Here is a 14,080-nt window from a genome sequence, read left to right as displayed (position 1 = left end):
ACAAGACGGCGCGGAGCACAAGGAAAGCACGATGAAAGACATGAATATCCTCGAAGTGGCCGGCGGCAAGCCGATCAAGCTCTGGACCCAGGGCGTCCCGGTGGAGGAGGAAGCGCGCCAGCAGTTGCTGAACACGGCGAAGATGCCCTTCATCTTCAAGCACCTGGCGGTGATGCCTGACGTACACCTGGGCAAGGGCTCGACCATCGGTAGCGTGATCCCTACCCTCGGCGCGATCATCCCGGCCGCGGTGGGCGTGGATATCGGCTGCGGAATGATCGCCGCGCGCACCTCGCTGGTCGCCGCCGACCTGCCGGACAACCTGCACGGCCTGCGCAGCGCCATCGAGCAGGCGGTACCCCACGGCAAGACCTTCGGCCGCCGCGACCGCGGCGCCTGGCACGAGGTACCGGAGGCCGCCGACCAGGCCTGGAAGGCGCTCGCCGGTCGCTTCAAGGCGATCACCGACAAGCACCCGAGGCTGGAGAAGACCAACAACCGCCAGCACCTGGGAACCCTCGGCACCGGCAACCACTTCATCGAGGTCTGCCTGGACGAGGCCGACCGCGTCTGGTTCATGCTGCACAGCGGTTCGCGCGGGGTCGGCAACGCCATCGGCAACCTGTTCATCGAACTGGCCAAGGCGGACATGCGCCAGCACATCGCCAACCTGCCGGACAAGGACCTGGCCTACTTCGAGGAAGGCAGCCGGCACTTCGACGACTACGTGGAAGCGGTCGGCTGGGCCCAGGATTTCGCCCGGCAGAACCGCGCGCTGATGATGCACGCGGCGATCGAGGCGGCGCGCCAGGTGATCCGCAAGCCGTTCGAAGCCAACCTGGAGGCGGTCGATTGCCACCACAACTACGTGCAGAAGGAGCGCCACTTCGGCCAGGAGGTACTGGTCACCCGCAAAGGCGCGGTGTCCGCGCAGAAGGGCCAGCTCGGCATCATTCCCGGCTCGATGGGGGCGAAGAGCTTCATCGTCCGCGGCCTCGGCAACCAGGAAGCGTTCTGCTCGTGCAGCCACGGCGCCGGGCGGACCATGAGCCGGACCAAGGCGAAGAAGGTCTTCAGCGTCGCCGACCAGGCGCGCGCCACCGCCCACGTCGAATGCCGCAAGGACGCCGACGTGATCGACGAGATCCCGATGGCCTACAAGGACATCGACCGGGTCATGGAAGCCCAGCGCGAGCTGGTGGAAGTGCTGCACACCCTGCGTCAGGTGGTGTGCGTGAAAGGATGACGGGCGCCCTGTGGCGCCCGCTGGGGAAGAATCGAAATGAACAGGGAAGAACGCCATCCGCTCCCCGCCGCCATGCGCGAGCGGGTACTGGATGAGCTGGAACGGATCGAACGCGAGCACGACGTAGTCGTGCTCTACGCCTGCGAGTCGGGCAGCCGGGCCTGGGGCTTCGCTTCGCCGGACAGCGACTACGACGTACGCTTCGTCTATGTGCATCAGCCCGAGTGGTATCAGCGCGTCGAGGAACCTCGCGACGTGATAGAACGTCCGCTGAGCGACGAGCTGGACATCAGCGGCTGGGAACTGCGCAAGGCGTTGCGCCTGATGCGCAAATCCAACCCGGCCCTGCTGGAGTGGCTCGGCTCGCCGCTGGTGTATCGGGAAGAGCCTGGCGTGCGCGAGGAACTGCTCTGGCTGGGCAGCGCCTTTCACTCCGTACCAGGCAGTCGCCATCACTACCTGTCGATGGCACGCAAGAACTACCGGGGCTACCTGAAGGGCGACAGCGTCCGGCTGAAGAAATACCTCTACGTCCTGCGTCCGTTGTTCGCGGTGCGTTGGCTGGATGCAGGCCTGGGCTTGCCGCCGGTGGCGTTCGAGAGGCTAGTGGAAGCCACGCTGGACGATCCGTCGCTGCGCGAAGAACTGGATGCCCTGCTGAGCCTCAAGCGTCAGCGCGACGAATCGGCCTACGGCCCTCCGCGCCTGGCGCTGCAACGCTTCATCGAAGCGGAGTTGCTCCAGGCCGAACGAGGGGCCACCCAACCAACCGGCGCGCGCCAGGACAGCCGACTGCTGGATCGCTACCTCCACGACAAGATATGGCAATACACAAGGGAAACCTCATGAGAAAGGACCTCATCGAACTCGACGGCAGCGAAGGCGGCGGGCAGATCCTGCGTAGCGCCCTGAGCCTGTCGATGACCAGCGGCCAGCCGCTGCGCATCCGCAACATCCGTGGCCGGCGCAGCCGTCCGGGGCTGCTGCGGCAGCACCTCACCGCGGTGCGCGCGGCGGCGGAAATCTGCGCGGCCGAGGTCGAGGGTGCCGAGCTCGGCTCACGCGAGCTGGCGTTCCGGCCCGGTGCGATCCGCGCCGGCGACTACGCCTTCGCCATCGGCTCCGCCGGCAGTTGCTCGCTGGTACTGCAAACCCTGCTGCCGGCGCTGCTCGCGGCCAACGGCGAAAGCCGGGTGAGGATCAGCGGCGGCACCCACAATCCACTGGCGCCGCCGGCGGACTTTCTCCGCGACAGCTGGCTGCCGCTGTTGCAGCGGATGGGCGCGGAAGTCGACCTGGAACTGCTGCGCCACGGCTTCGTACCCGCCGGCGGTGGCGAGCTGCTGGCGCGGGTACGCCCGGCACGCTGGCGGCCGCTGCAACTGGAGCATCCCGGCGCGGCGCTGCGGCGCCAGGCGCGGGCGCTGCTCGCCGGGATTCCCGGGCACGTCGGCGAGCGTGAGCTGGAGAGGGTCCGCCAGCGCCTCGGTTGGAGCGACGAAGAACGCCAGCTGGAGTTCCTCGCGGAGGACCAGGGGCCGGGCAACGCCCTGCTGCTGCGGATCGACTGCGAGCACATCTGCGCGACCTTCTGCGCCTTCGGCCAGGCCGGCGTCAGCGCCGAACGGGTGGCGGAACAGGTCGCGACGCAAGCCATCGGCTGGATGGAAAGCGGCTGCGCGGCGGACGAGCACCTCGCCGACCAATTGCTGCTGCCCATGGCCCTGGCCGGCGCCGGCAGCTTCACCACGCCGCGGCTGAGCGCCCATCTGCAAAGCAACCGCCGGGTTATCGAACGCTTCCTGCCGGTGAGGATCGGCGACCAGGCGCTGGACGGCGGCGGTCATCGCATCGTCATCACATCGGCTTGACGAATTCCTCACCAATGCCGACCTAGACTCGCGCCGGACCTGCCAGCGGGCCCGGCGCGAATCTCCGGGAGCCCCATCCCGGCGGTCGAGGAGTCCCGGCCATGTCTTCTTCGCGTCTCGGCGTGCTTGTCCTCGCCCTGATCCTGCTCACCGCCACCCTGCTCGGCGGCTGCGAAAGCACCCACCAGTACCTGCTCGCCAAGGGCTACCCGCCCGCCTATGCCGACGGTTTCGACGATGGCTGCGGTAGCGGCCGCCAGGCGGCCGGCTCGATCAGCGGCGAATTCCGCAAGGACGTCCCCCGCTACCTGCGTGAGGCGATCTACGCCAGCGGCTGGGGCGACGGCTTCGAGCAATGCCGGTCGATGGCGCGGAGCGAAGAGCGGCGGCGTTTCGAGGAGCGCCAGTGGGACGACCGCGACGACGATTGGCAGCGCGACCGCGACCGCGCGTTGGCCCGGGCCTTGCGCGAGCGCTGAAGCACGCTGCGACAACCATCCGCAGCACCGATCCCGGTGCGCTTGATCCACGTCAAGCCGAGCAGCGCGCCGCTGGCCTCTCCTCACAGGACCGGTTGTAACGCCTGATAAGGAGAAAAAAAGATGCAGTCCTCGCAACTGCTCCCGCTTGGCAGCCTGTTGCTGTCGTTCGCCACGCCCCTCGCCCAGGCCGATGCCCTGCATGACCAGGCCAGCGCGCTGTTCAAACCCATCCCCGAGCAGGTCACCGAGCTACGCGGCCAGCCCATCAGCGAGCAACAGCGCGAACTCGGCAAGAAACTGTTCTTCGACCCGCGCCTGTCACGCAGCCATGTGCTCAGCTGCAACACCTGCCACAACGTCGGCACCGGCGGCGCCGACAACGTACCGACGTCGGTCGGTCACGGCTGGCAGAAGGGGCCACGCAATTCACCGACGGTCTTCAACGCCGTGTTCAATGCCGCGCAGTTCTGGGATGGCCGTGCCAAGGACCTGGGGGAGCAGGCCAAGGGTCCGATCCAGAACAGCGTCGAGATGCACAGTACCCCGCAGTTGGTCGAACAGACCCTGGGCAGCATCCCGGAATACGTGGACGCCTTCCGCAAGGCCTTCCCCAAGGCCGGCAAGCCGGTCAGCTTCGACAACATGGCGCTGGCCATCGAGGCCTACGAGGCGACCCTGGTGACTCCGGACTCGCCCTTCGACCTGTATCTCAAGGGCGACGACAAGGCCCTCGACGCACAGCAGAAGAAAGGCCTCAAGGCATTCATGGACAGTGGCTGCAGCGCCTGCCACAACGGCATCAACCTGGGCGGCCAGGCCTACTTCCCGTTCGGCCTGGTGAAGAAGCCCGACGCCAGCGTGCTGCCCAGCGGCGACAAGGGCCGCTTCGCCGTGACCAAGACCCAGAGCGACGAGTACGTATTCCGCGCCGCGCCCCTGCGCAACGTCGCCCTCACCGCGCCGTACTTCCACAGCGGCCAGGTCTGGGAACTCAAGGACGCGGTGGCGATCATGGGCAACGCCCAGCTCGGCAAGCAGTTGGCGCCGGACGACGTGGAGAACATCGTCGCCTTCCTGCACAGCCTGAGCGGCAAGCAGCCGCGCGTCGAATATCCGCTGCTGCCGGCCAGCACGGAGACCACGCCGCGTCCCGCGGAATAACCGGCACAAGGAAAAACGGGGCTCCCCTGGAGCCCCGTTTTTCCTCTATGGGACGACCTCAGACCACGCCCTGCGCCAGCATCGCATCGGCGACCTTGACGAAGCCGGCGATGTTCGCCCCCTTCACGTAGTTGACCCGCCCCTGCTCCTCGCCGTACAGCAGGCAGGCATGGTGGATCGACTGCATGATGCCGTGCAGCTTGGTATCCACCTCGCCCTCGCTCCAACGCAGGCGCATGGCGTTCTGCGACATCTCCAGGCCGCTCACCGCCACCCCGCCGGCGTTCGACGCCTTGCCCGGCGCGTAGAGGATGCCGGCCTCGAGGAACAGGTCGACGGCTTCCAGGGTCGAGGGCATGTTGGCGCCTTCGGCGACACAGACGCAGCCGTTGGCCAGCAGGCGCCGCGCATCCTCGGCATCCAGTTCGTTCTGGGTCGCGCAGGGCAGCGCGATATCGCAGGCCAGGCCCCAGGGCCGGCGCCCTTCGAGGAACTGCAGGGAAAACTGCTCCGCCATCTCGCGGATGCGCCCGCGGCGCACGTTCTTCAGCTCCATCAGGTATTCCCACTGCTCGTCGGAGAGCCCCGCCTCGGCATACAGGGTGCCTTCGGAATCGGACAGCGAGATCACCTTGCCGCCCATTTCCATGACCTTGCGCGCCGCGTACTGGGCGACGTTGCCCGAGCCGGAGATCGCCACCCGCTGGCCGTCGAAGCCGCGGCCACGATCCTTGAGCATTTCCTGGGCGAAGTAGACGCAGCCGAAGCCGGTCGCCTCCGGGCGGATCAGGCTGCCGCCATAGCTCAGGCCCTTGCCGGTCAGCACCGAGGTGAACTGGTTGGACAGGCGCTTGTACTGGCCGAACAGGTAGCCGATCTCACGCGCGCCGACGCCGATGTCGCCGGCCGGCACGTCCAGGTCGGCGCCGACGTGGCGGTACAGCTCGCTCATGAACGACTGGCAGAAACGCATCACCTCGGCGTCGCTCTTGCCCTTCGGATCGAAGTCGGAGCCGCCCTTGCCGCCGCCCATGGGCAGAGTGGTCAGGGAGTTCTTGAAGACCTGCTCGAAGGCGAGGAACTTCAGCACCCCGAGGTTGACCGAGGGATGGAAGCGCAGGCCGCCCTTGTAGGGGCCGATGGCGCTGCTCATCTGCACCCGGTAGCCACGGTTGACCCGTACCCGGCCCTGGTCGTCGACCCAGGGTACGCGGAACAGGATCGCCCGCTCGGGTTCGACGATGCGTTCGATGATGCCGGCTTCCAGGTAGTGCGGGTTGGCCTCGAGGAACGGCCAGAGGGAACGCAGCACCTCTTCCACCGCCTGGTGGAATTCGGGCTGATCGGGATCGCGCCGCTTCAGGCGCTCGAGGAAAGCGTCGACGGATTGCGTCATTTTTCTCACCGGTTTCTAGTTTTGTGAACAATTTTTTGCGCGTGACTCTAACAAGCCAGGCAGCACCTAGAAAGTGCGAAATGACGCATTGATGAATCTTTATGGTGCAAAACTGAAACTTTCCGGGTCCGCCAGAACGGCTCGGGCCAGAGCACGCGCCCGGAACCAGGCTGCCTCCCGGGCTGGCCACGCACTGTTGAAGGGCGACGAAAGCACCGTTCGCGTGCATCCCGGCGCCAGATGCGAAAGGGCCTCCCCCGCCAGGGGGAGGCCCTTCCTCTACCTACGGCCGGGTCTAGAAGTCGTAGGTCGCGGACAGGCTGAACACCTGTCCCTTGCTGGTTGCCCTGCCATCCAGCCGCCCGCCGCCCAGGCGATCCTGGTTGACCGTCTTCAACGGCACCTCCTTGACGAATTGCCGCGAGTAGGCCGCGTCGATCGACAACTCCGGCATCGACTGGAAGCGATAGCCGGCGCCCAGGGAGGCGAAGTAGCGATCGCCGTCGGGAATCCGCGGGTCGCGGGTGGCATTGTGGGTCGGCGTCTGGTCGTAGGCGACCCCGGCGCGCATGGTCCACTGGTCGGTCACCTTGTAGTCGCCGCCCACCGCCAGGGTCCAGGTGTTCCGGTAGGTGTAGGGGATGGAGACGATCGTGTTGCCGTGGGACTTGAGGGTCAGGTCCTGGAACGACGACCACTCGGTCCAGGTGGCGCTGGCGCCCAGGCTCAGACGGTCGTTGAACTGGTGTACCCAATCCAGCGAGGCGTAGGCGGGGATATCCAGGCGCGCCGAGGCGGAAGCGCCCATGCGCAGGTCCAGGCCCGGATAGGCCAGGCCCGGGGTGCCGCCCTCGATGGCGCCCTCGGTCAGTCCACCGTCGTGGTCGTAGAGGTTGTAGTGCCCCTTCAGCTTGTTGCGGATCTTCGCGTGGTAGGCGAAGCCCAGGGTGTCGCGGTCGGTCGGCTTCCACACCGCGCCGGCGAAGAAGCCGGGCGAGGTGTTGTCCACCTTGACCCGCATCAGCGCGGACGAGTTCGAGGCCGGGAACGGAATCCCGCCCATGCCCGGGGAGTTGGCGGCCGAGGCATAGAGATCGAGGTTCTGGCTGACGAAGCCGGAGGTGCGCTGGATGATCACCCCGGCGCCCAGGGAGAAGTTGTCGTTGACCTTGAACGACAGGGAGCCGGTCAGGCCGATCGTCTCGATCTTGGTGTCCACCGCGAAATCGCGGCCTTTCCAGTTCGGGTCCCAGGTGCTGCGCATTCCCATCGGAACGACCTGGCTCAGACCGAAGGCGAAGCGGTCGTTGATCGGTACGACCAGGAAGCCGGTCGGCAGCCACGCGCCGAATCCAGCCTGGCCACCATCGTTGGTACCCAGCTCGGGGGTGCCCGGCCCGTCCTGGTAGCCGCCGGTCATGGGATTACCCTGGTAGTCGTAGGCATCGCCGTTGTACTTGATGTCGATATCGGCGTAGTTGACCGTCAACTGGGCGATCCGCTTGTCGATGAACGCCATGGCCGCCGGGTTGTTGAACGCGGCGCTCGGATCGTTGGGAAACAGCGAACCGCCTGCCATCGCACGGCCCCAGCCCGCCGTGTTGGTGGTCGGCACCATGAAGCCGCCGGCTTGCGCCTGGGACGTGCCGAACAGTCCGCCGACGATCAGGGCGCAGAGCAATGGCAATGGTTTTCTGGCAAACAGGCAGGAAATATCGTTTTTGTTGTTCAAGGTTTCACCCCTGGTGGACTGCTAGTGCACGGGGCACGATGGTCGGCCTGCTTGAGCGTCCTGGCGGACACCCTCCCCCAGACCGTTTTCCATGTGCGAACGAGATTCTGCGCCGCTTCCGGCGGAAACTCCCTCGGACCTGCCGGCCCGCGAAGGACGCCTGGCAGCGGGAGCGCGAAACCGCTGGCGCCGAGGGCGCCAGCGGCAGCCCGGATTACGGGTTGACTACGAAGGCCGGGGTCGGCTTCACGCTCAGGCTGTTGATCTTGCAGTTGCCTGCCAGCGACTGATTGCTGGCGCTGAGGGTATTGGTGGCGTTGCTCCAGGAACCGTTGACGGTGCTCGGGCCACAGGTAGAGGAGAGAATCTTGAAGCCGACGCCATCGACCTTGCCGGCGGTGGTGCTGGAAACGGTCAGCTTCCACGGCAGGCCGGTCATCTGCGGCACGCTGCACAGGGTGTTGCTGCCGCTGACGGTGACGCTGTCGATCGAGGCATAGGAGCCATCGGCGGCGGTCTTGCCCTTGAAGGTGATGTTGCAGGTCACTGGCAGATTGAGCGACGCCGGCGAGCTCACGCTGATGGTGCCAGGTGCGGTGAAGGCCGAGTTGACCGGGGTGATGGTGGCCGCGCTGGCCATGGACGAAACGCTCAGGCAGAGAGCAAGAGCAGCAAAGGACGGCAGGGACTTGATGGATTTCATTGTTTTGTATCCTTCCAGTGAGTTGGCAACGCTCGCGGTTGCCGAGCCTTGATCATGCGGCAGGATCGTCACCGACCCGCCCCCACGACCACCTTGTGCCTTCCCGTCCGATCCACCTGCCAGGCGAACCACACCACCCGCCTTGGCCGTGCGTACCGGGATCGGGAGAGGCTTTACCTCATGAGTCCTATCCGGTGCCGACGCTGACGGTTCCCACGACGAGCCGGGACAGACCGGATATCGGAAAGATCCGATAGGGTTTGCCAACCCGCCGCGCCTCGAGATGCCCTCCTGGCCGACCTCCGCGAACGCAGGCCTGACAGGGCTGGCAATCACCACGAAGGGGCAGTGGACCAGTCAACGACGGGGGCCAGAGTACGGTCAGCACGGCTCTGGAAAAGCCTAGCGAAAGAAGGGGGTTGACCCTCCGAAGGAAGGTCGGTGAATGCCGTGGAGGGCGGACGAAGCGTCGTCGCGAAGGAATCCTGATACCTCTGTCAACATCCGCGTCGGGAAGAAACGCACCATGACGGGGCGTACCTACCAGAATTGGCAGCTCGCGAAGCGACCCAGCCAACCCAAAGTTAGGTTGCCAACTATCGGTCGGACGAGGACGGCACGCGAACGAGACCCGGCTGCAACTCGAACACCTCCACGCCCTCCGGCGTGGAGCGTCCGATCTTGACCTGTTGCGCCATCACGCTGGCGCCGGGAGCCTGGCGAAAGTCCACGAACAGCCGGTCACCCTCGTGGCGTATCGCCTCCGGCGGCACGACGATGGCCTGTTCGTTGCGATAGGTGGTGACCGTCAGCTTGGCGCTCATTCCCAGACGAATCTTCTGCAACTGGCGGGGATCGAGCGGCGCTACCGACACCGTCACCTCGAACTGCGGGCTACCTCCCTGGGCCATGCCGGGCAGAGCCTGACCACCGAGGGCGGCGATGACGCCCGCCAGCGTGGTGCCCTCGAAGCCGTCGCCACTGATTTCCACCGCCTGCCCTTCGCGTAACTGGTTGATATCCAGTTCGGAAACCTTCGCAGATACCTTCAGCCGCTCGACGCTGGCCAGGCCGAACAACGCCTGGCCCTGCCCCAGCTTGCTACCGGCCTGCACCGGTTCGCGGCTGCCCTGCTCGCCAGCCAGGCCGGGCGCCACGACGACGATACCGGCAAAGGGCGCGCGCACCGTACGGCCATCCAGCTGGGCCTGCAGCGTCTCGTATTTCACGCTGGCGTTGGCCAGGTCCATTTCGGCGATCTGGCGATTCTCGCCCTGCCCCTTGGCGCGGGTCGACTCCACTTCCCGCCGGGCCGCCTCCAGGTCCATGCGCTGCTGGCTGGCCTGTTGTTCGAGATCGTCGAGTTCGTTGCGCGGGACGATCCCGCGCTGGAACAGCTCGCGGGTCTCGCGCAACTTGCGCTCGGTGCTGCTCTGCGCCAGCTGCGCGCTGCGCAGGGCACGACGGACCCGCGCCATGTCCTCGCCACGCTCCCAGTCGCGCAGGTCCTGCAGGGTGCGACGGGCCTTGAGCAACGCCGACTGTGCCTCGCGCACCTGCACGGCGATCTCGCGGGTGTCCATGCGCAGCAGCTCCTGTCCTTCCGCGACCCGCTGTCCCGGCTCCACCAGCAGCGCCTCGACATTGCCGGCGAAGGGCGCCGCCAGGGTCACCACGCGCCCCGGTTCCAGGCGTCCGACCAGGCCGATCTGATGCACCAGCGGGGCCGCCCGTACGGCGACCCAGCGCTCCCCTTCCGTGCGTTTCGCGGTGCCGCCGGCGAGGACCAGCCAGGCCAGCGCCGCGACAACCGCCAGGCCGGCGGCGAGCGACAATGCCGGCCGGCGCAGGAAGGAAAACCGGTCAGTGGTCATTGAGCGAAATCTCCCAGCTATCCAGGGTCATGCCGACGATCAGGTCGAGCTGCGTCTGCGCATTGAGAAACGAGATCAGGGCATTCAATTGGGTGTTCTCGACGTTGCGCAGGTCGGTCTCGAAGCTCAGCACCTGGAAGTTGCTCGAACGCCCGACGCGCAGCTTTTCCCGTTCGATCTCCAGCTTGCGCCGCGACAACGCGGTGGCGCGCTGGGCGATCTGGTACTGGCGCCAGCGCGTGCCGAGGTCGCGCACCGCATCGATGACGTTCTGCTCCAGGGTCTGCCGGGCATCCTCGATCAGGATCTTCTGGTTCTCCACGTCGACCTGGGCGCGCACCTCGGCCTGCCGGCGGCTGAGGTCGCCGATGGGAATTTCCACCTGTACCCCGGCGTAGCTGTCCCAACTGCGTGAATTGTCACCACCGCCCTCGCTGTAGCGGTCGCGGATCTGGCTGGCGCCGCCCACCAGCGAGACATCCCACAGGCGCTGGTTCTTCGCCAGCACCAGGTTGAGGTCGGCCTGGCGACTGCCGATCAGGCGTTGCAGGTATTCCGGTTGCTGCTGCAGGGCGGTCCTGATCGCCTGCTGGCGGTCGACCTCGATCGGCGTGGCGGCCAGCGCATCGCTGGCGCGGATTTGCGTCGACAGGTCCAGCGCCAGCAGTTGCAGCAGGGCCAGGCGTGCGCTGTCGACCTGGTTGGTGGACTCCTCGACATTGAGCTCCTGGCTGGCGACGTCGGCCTCGGTCTGCACGATCTCGAATTCGGCCATTCGCCCGGCGCGGATCATCGCCCGGTTGACCTCGAGCAGCTCCTGGGTCCGCGCCAGGGCTTCGCGAGCGATGCGCGCCTGCTCCTGGGCGCGCAGCAGCTCCCGGTAGGCGCCGATGACCTGGCTGATGGTCTGCGACACGCTGGCCTTGAGTTGCAGGCGATTGGCGTCTTCGGAGAGACGTGCCAGGCGCAGCGGCGCGGTGGTGACGTCCCAGCCCGCATCGCGCAGCAACGGCTGGACGACGGTCAGGTCGAGGCCATCGCTGCGGTAGCGCCCGGCCTCGTCGGCGGTGCGGAACTGCTTGACCCAGGCCAGGCTGAAGCGAGTGCCATATTCGCCAAGCAGGGTCGCGGTGGGCGAGACATTGCTGGTCCTCGTGCGGTCTTCGGTGGCGCGGTTGGCGCGATAGTCGCCGCGCACCACCAGCTTAGGGTTGAAGGCGTCGGCGGCGACGCGCAGGTCGAACTTCTGCGCGATCCGTTGCAGGTAGGCGCTACGGATTCCACGGTTGTTGCGCAGGCCAAGATAGACCGCGTCGCTCAGGCTGAGGTCGATCACCTGCTCGCTGAGCAGCACCGACCTGCCCTGCTCGCGGGCCATGCTCGGTACGTCCGGACTCAGCGCCGGGTTGAAGCTGGCCGCCACTGGAAGAGCGGCGACCAGCCACAGCACGCCCAGGCCCCACCTATTCATCGCGCAGCGCCTCGACCGGTTGCAGGCGAGCCGCCGAGACCGCCGGATAGAGCCCGAAGAACAGCCCCACCAGCAGGGTACTGCCCATCCCCAGCGGCAGGGCCGCGTAGGCCAGGGAGAAGGTCCAGCCGGAGAACCTGGCGTAGAGATACGCAGCCGCCACGCCGAGCACCGCGCCCGACAGCGCGCCCGCGGCGGTCAGGGTCACCGCCTCGATCAGGAACAGGTTGCGGATGTCCCGCTGGCGCGCGCCCAGCGCCATGCGCACGCCGATTTCCCGGCGGCGTTCGGCGACACTCATCAGCATCACGTTCATCACTCCGACGCCGCCGCCGAGCAGGGAGATGATCCCCAGTCCGGCCAGCAGGTAGGTGAAGGTCCGGGTCTGCCGCTTGAGTCCATCGAGCACCTGCTGCGAGACCTGGACCTGCGCCTCGTGGCCGGGCAACCGCGCCGTCAGGGCCGCGCCCAGGGCCGCGCCGACGCTATAGACGTCCGCTCCCGGCGAGACCCGCGCCACCACATGGCTGACCTCGGCGGCCGGCTGCAGGCGCGGCATGCCCGGCGCCGGCACGAACAGCGAGTCGTTGGCGGCGAACGGCAAGAGAGCGGCGCTGGCCTGCGGCTGGAGAATGCCGATCACGCGAAACAGATAGTCGTTGACCGTCAGTTGCTCGCCGAGGCGCAGCGGATCGCCGGGCGCCCCCAGGGCCTCGGCGATTGTCGCGCCCACCACCACGTAGGTGTCGTGATCGTCGAAGCGCGAGAGGAAACGTCCTTCGCGCAGCCGCAGCCTGGCGGCAGCCGCGAGCCCGGCGCTGGCGCCGACGATACTGGCGTTGCTGGTGCGTCCGTGAAAGGTCACCGGCGCCGAGTACAGGCCCAGCGCCGCCAGGTGCTCCAGACCGGCCACGTCGCGGAGCAGCGGTTCGGTGTCGAGCGACGCCGGCATCGGCATCGGCGCCTGCGGGGCGAACGGGAACTGCACCACCAGGGTGTCGGTGCCCATGTCCTTGAAGATGCTCATCGCTTCGTCGGTCGCGTTGCTGCCGATGTTCAGCATCGCGATCACCGATGAACAGCCCATGACGATACCCAGCAACGCCAGCAGCGAGCGGCGCCCCAGCCCGCGAAGACTGGCGAGGGCCTCGTGAAGCAATTGCCGGGGCGACGGGCTGGCGCTCACCGGCAGGCCTCCGCCAGGTCCTCGTGCACCTCGCCATGCCGCACTGTCAGTTGGCGCCCGAGACGGGCGGCCAGGCTGGGATCATGGGTGACCACCACCAGGGTCACCTGGCGCTCGCGGTTGAGGGTGAGGAGCAGCTCCAGCACTTCTTTCGCGGTGCTCGCGTCGAGGTTGCCGGTTGGTTCGTCGGCGAGGATCAGCGCCGGCTCACCGACCAGCGCGCGAGCGATGGCGACGCGCTGCCGCTGGCCGCCGGAGAGGTCCGCCGGACGATGGCCGGCGCGCTCGGCCAGGCCGACCCGGGCGAGCATCGCCTCGGCCCGCTCCAGTGCCTCGCGGCGCGGCATCCCTCGATAGCTCAGGGGCAGCGCGACGTTGTCCAGCGCGTTCAGCCGCGGCAACAGGTTAAAGCTCTGGAAGACGAAGCCGATCAGGCGGTTGCGGATCGCCGCCAGTCGGTCCCCGTCGACGCTGAAGATGTCGTGCTCGGCGAAGCGGTAGGCACCGCTGTCCGGGCGGTCGAGCAGGCCGAGGATATTCAGCAGGGTGCTCTTGCCCGAGCCCGACGCGCCGACGATCGCGCAGCTTTCTCCGGGAAAGATGTCCAGGCAGACGTCTTTCAGTATCTGCAGCGGCTGCCCCCCCAGGAGGTAGCCCTTGCCGATCCCCCGCAGGGAGATCAATGATTCGTGCTTGTTTGTTGTTGGCATTCGCACCCGACCGCTCGCATCCCTTCAAGGCCCGCCCGGTCGTACCGCCGCAAGGCCGGCGATACAGGCCGAACGGCCATACTGCTGATGATGGAGACAGCGCACAAGCCGCCACCACCGGCAACGCTACCCCGAGGCGCCAGCGCCGAGCGAAGGTAGCGGCTGGTCCGCCCGGCCAATGCCGGTACTCGATTCCGCCGGGCTTCGCCATATGGCGCGGCCTCTCCGGGCAGGCGGTATTGAGCGCA

At 67.0% G+C, this 14,080-nt stretch carries 12 protein-coding genes; 5 read left to right on the top strand and 7 right to left on the bottom strand.

Going from position 1 to position 14,080, the window contains the following annotated elements; genetic code table 11:
• Nucleotides 1–31: 31 nt before the first annotated feature.
• The 5 genes from FHW81_RS23945 to ccpA all read left to right on the top strand — a co-directional run bounded on the left by FHW81_RS23945 (nucleotide 32) and on the right by ccpA (nucleotide 4,760).
• Complete coding sequence (locus FHW81_RS23945; RefSeq protein ID WP_003161782.1) at nucleotides 32–1,246, top strand: RtcB family protein; 1,215 nt, start codon at nucleotides 32–34, stop codon at nucleotides 1,244–1,246.
• 36 nt (nucleotides 1,247–1,282) lie between these two features.
• Nucleotides 1,283–2,095, top strand: a complete 813-nt coding sequence (locus FHW81_RS23940; protein WP_003105094.1) for a nucleotidyltransferase domain-containing protein — start codon at nucleotides 1,283–1,285, stop codon at nucleotides 2,093–2,095.
• Nucleotides 2,092–3,117: an RNA 3'-terminal phosphate cyclase gene (rtcA, locus tag FHW81_RS23935; RefSeq protein ID WP_003112809.1), complete on the top strand. Its 1,026-nt coding sequence runs from the start codon at nucleotides 2,092–2,094 to the stop codon at nucleotides 3,115–3,117. The genes FHW81_RS23940 and rtcA overlap by 4 nt, the downstream gene beginning before the upstream one ends.
• Before the next feature lie 101 nt (nucleotides 3,118–3,218).
• Nucleotides 3,219–3,596, top strand: coding sequence for a hypothetical protein (locus FHW81_RS23930; RefSeq protein ID WP_003107850.1), 378 nt, complete (start codon nucleotides 3,219–3,221; stop codon nucleotides 3,594–3,596).
• Between the two features lie 123 nt (nucleotides 3,597–3,719).
• Nucleotides 3,720–4,760, top strand: a complete 1,041-nt coding sequence (gene ccpA / locus FHW81_RS23925; protein ID WP_003094815.1) for a cytochrome-c peroxidase CcpA — start codon at nucleotides 3,720–3,722, stop codon at nucleotides 4,758–4,760.
• A gap of 58 nt (nucleotides 4,761–4,818) precedes the next feature.
• On the opposite strand, the gene gdhA is transcribed toward ccpA, so the two are convergent.
• From gdhA to FHW81_RS23890, 7 genes are all read right to left on the bottom strand, one after another.
• A complete protein-coding gene (gdhA, locus tag FHW81_RS23920) occupies nucleotides 4,819–6,156 on the bottom strand; it encodes an NADP-specific glutamate dehydrogenase (RefSeq protein WP_003094817.1) in 1,338 nt (445 codons plus the stop codon).
• Between the two features lie 295 nt (nucleotides 6,157–6,451).
• The gene (locus FHW81_RS23915; protein WP_003123403.1) at nucleotides 6,452–7,843 is read right to left on the bottom strand and encodes an outer membrane protein transport protein; all 1,392 of its coding nucleotides are present in this window, start codon (nucleotides 7,841–7,843) and stop codon (nucleotides 6,452–6,454) included.
• Nucleotides 7,844–8,102: 259 nt separating this feature from the next.
• Complete coding sequence (gene praA, locus FHW81_RS23910; RefSeq protein ID WP_003119407.1) at nucleotides 8,103–8,591, bottom strand: alkane oxidation protein activator PraA; 489 nt, start codon at nucleotides 8,589–8,591, stop codon at nucleotides 8,103–8,105.
• Between the two features lie 596 nt (nucleotides 8,592–9,187).
• Nucleotides 9,188–10,465 carry an efflux RND transporter periplasmic adaptor subunit gene (locus FHW81_RS23905; protein WP_106120556.1) on the bottom strand — a complete coding sequence of 426 codons (1,278 nt, stop codon included), beginning with the start codon at nucleotides 10,463–10,465 and terminating at the stop codon, nucleotides 9,188–9,190.
• A complete protein-coding gene (locus FHW81_RS23900) occupies nucleotides 10,455–11,936 on the bottom strand; it encodes a TolC family protein (protein WP_003123404.1) in 1,482 nt (493 codons plus the stop codon). The genes FHW81_RS23905 and FHW81_RS23900 overlap by 11 nt, the downstream gene beginning before the upstream one ends.
• Nucleotides 11,929–13,122, bottom strand: coding sequence for an ABC transporter permease (locus FHW81_RS23895; RefSeq protein WP_003103140.1), 1,194 nt, complete (start codon nucleotides 13,120–13,122; stop codon nucleotides 11,929–11,931). The genes FHW81_RS23900 and FHW81_RS23895 overlap by 8 nt, the downstream gene beginning before the upstream one ends.
• Nucleotides 13,119–13,805 carry an ABC transporter ATP-binding protein gene (locus FHW81_RS23890; RefSeq protein ID WP_003103142.1) on the bottom strand — a complete coding sequence of 229 codons (687 nt, stop codon included), beginning with the start codon at nucleotides 13,803–13,805 and terminating at the stop codon, nucleotides 13,119–13,121. The genes FHW81_RS23895 and FHW81_RS23890 overlap by 4 nt, the downstream gene beginning before the upstream one ends.
• Nucleotides 13,806–14,080: the final 275 nt, after the last annotated feature.

This window comes from Pseudomonas sp. RC10-4-2 (assembly GCF_050433085.1).
Classification (GTDB): Bacteria; Pseudomonadota; Gammaproteobacteria; order Pseudomonadales; family Pseudomonadaceae; genus Pseudomonas; species Pseudomonas aeruginosa.
The sequence above is the reverse complement of the archived record's forward strand: the minus strand, read 5'-3'. Positions and strand labels throughout refer to the sequence as shown.

Bases quoted from the DNA above. Each gene is read 5' to 3' on its own strand.
- FHW81_RS23900 (WP_003123404.1), bottom strand. From the start codon at position 11,936: ATGAATAGGTGGGGCCTGGGCGTGCTGTGGCTGGTCGCCGCTCTTCCA.
- gdhA (WP_003094817.1), bottom strand. From the start codon at position 6,156: ATGACGCAATCCGTCGACGCTTTCCTCGAGCGCCTGAAGCGGCGCGAT.
- FHW81_RS23940 (WP_003105094.1), top strand. From the start codon at position 1,283: ATGAACAGGGAAGAACGCCATCCGCTCCCCGCCGCCATGCGCGAGCGG.
- rtcA (WP_003112809.1), top strand. From the start codon at position 2,092: ATGAGAAAGGACCTCATCGAACTCGACGGCAGCGAAGGCGGCGGGCAG.
- praA (WP_003119407.1), bottom strand. From the start codon at position 8,591: ATGAAATCCATCAAGTCCCTGCCGTCCTTTGCTGCTCTTGCTCTCTGC.
- ccpA (WP_003094815.1), top strand. From the start codon at position 3,720: ATGCAGTCCTCGCAACTGCTCCCGCTTGGCAGCCTGTTGCTGTCGTTC.
- FHW81_RS23930 (WP_003107850.1), top strand. From the start codon at position 3,219: ATGTCTTCTTCGCGTCTCGGCGTGCTTGTCCTCGCCCTGATCCTGCTC.
- FHW81_RS23945 (WP_003161782.1), top strand. From the start codon at position 32: ATGAAAGACATGAATATCCTCGAAGTGGCCGGCGGCAAGCCGATCAAG.
- FHW81_RS23905 (WP_106120556.1), bottom strand. From the start codon at position 10,465: ATGACCACTGACCGGTTTTCCTTCCTGCGCCGGCCGGCATTGTCGCTC.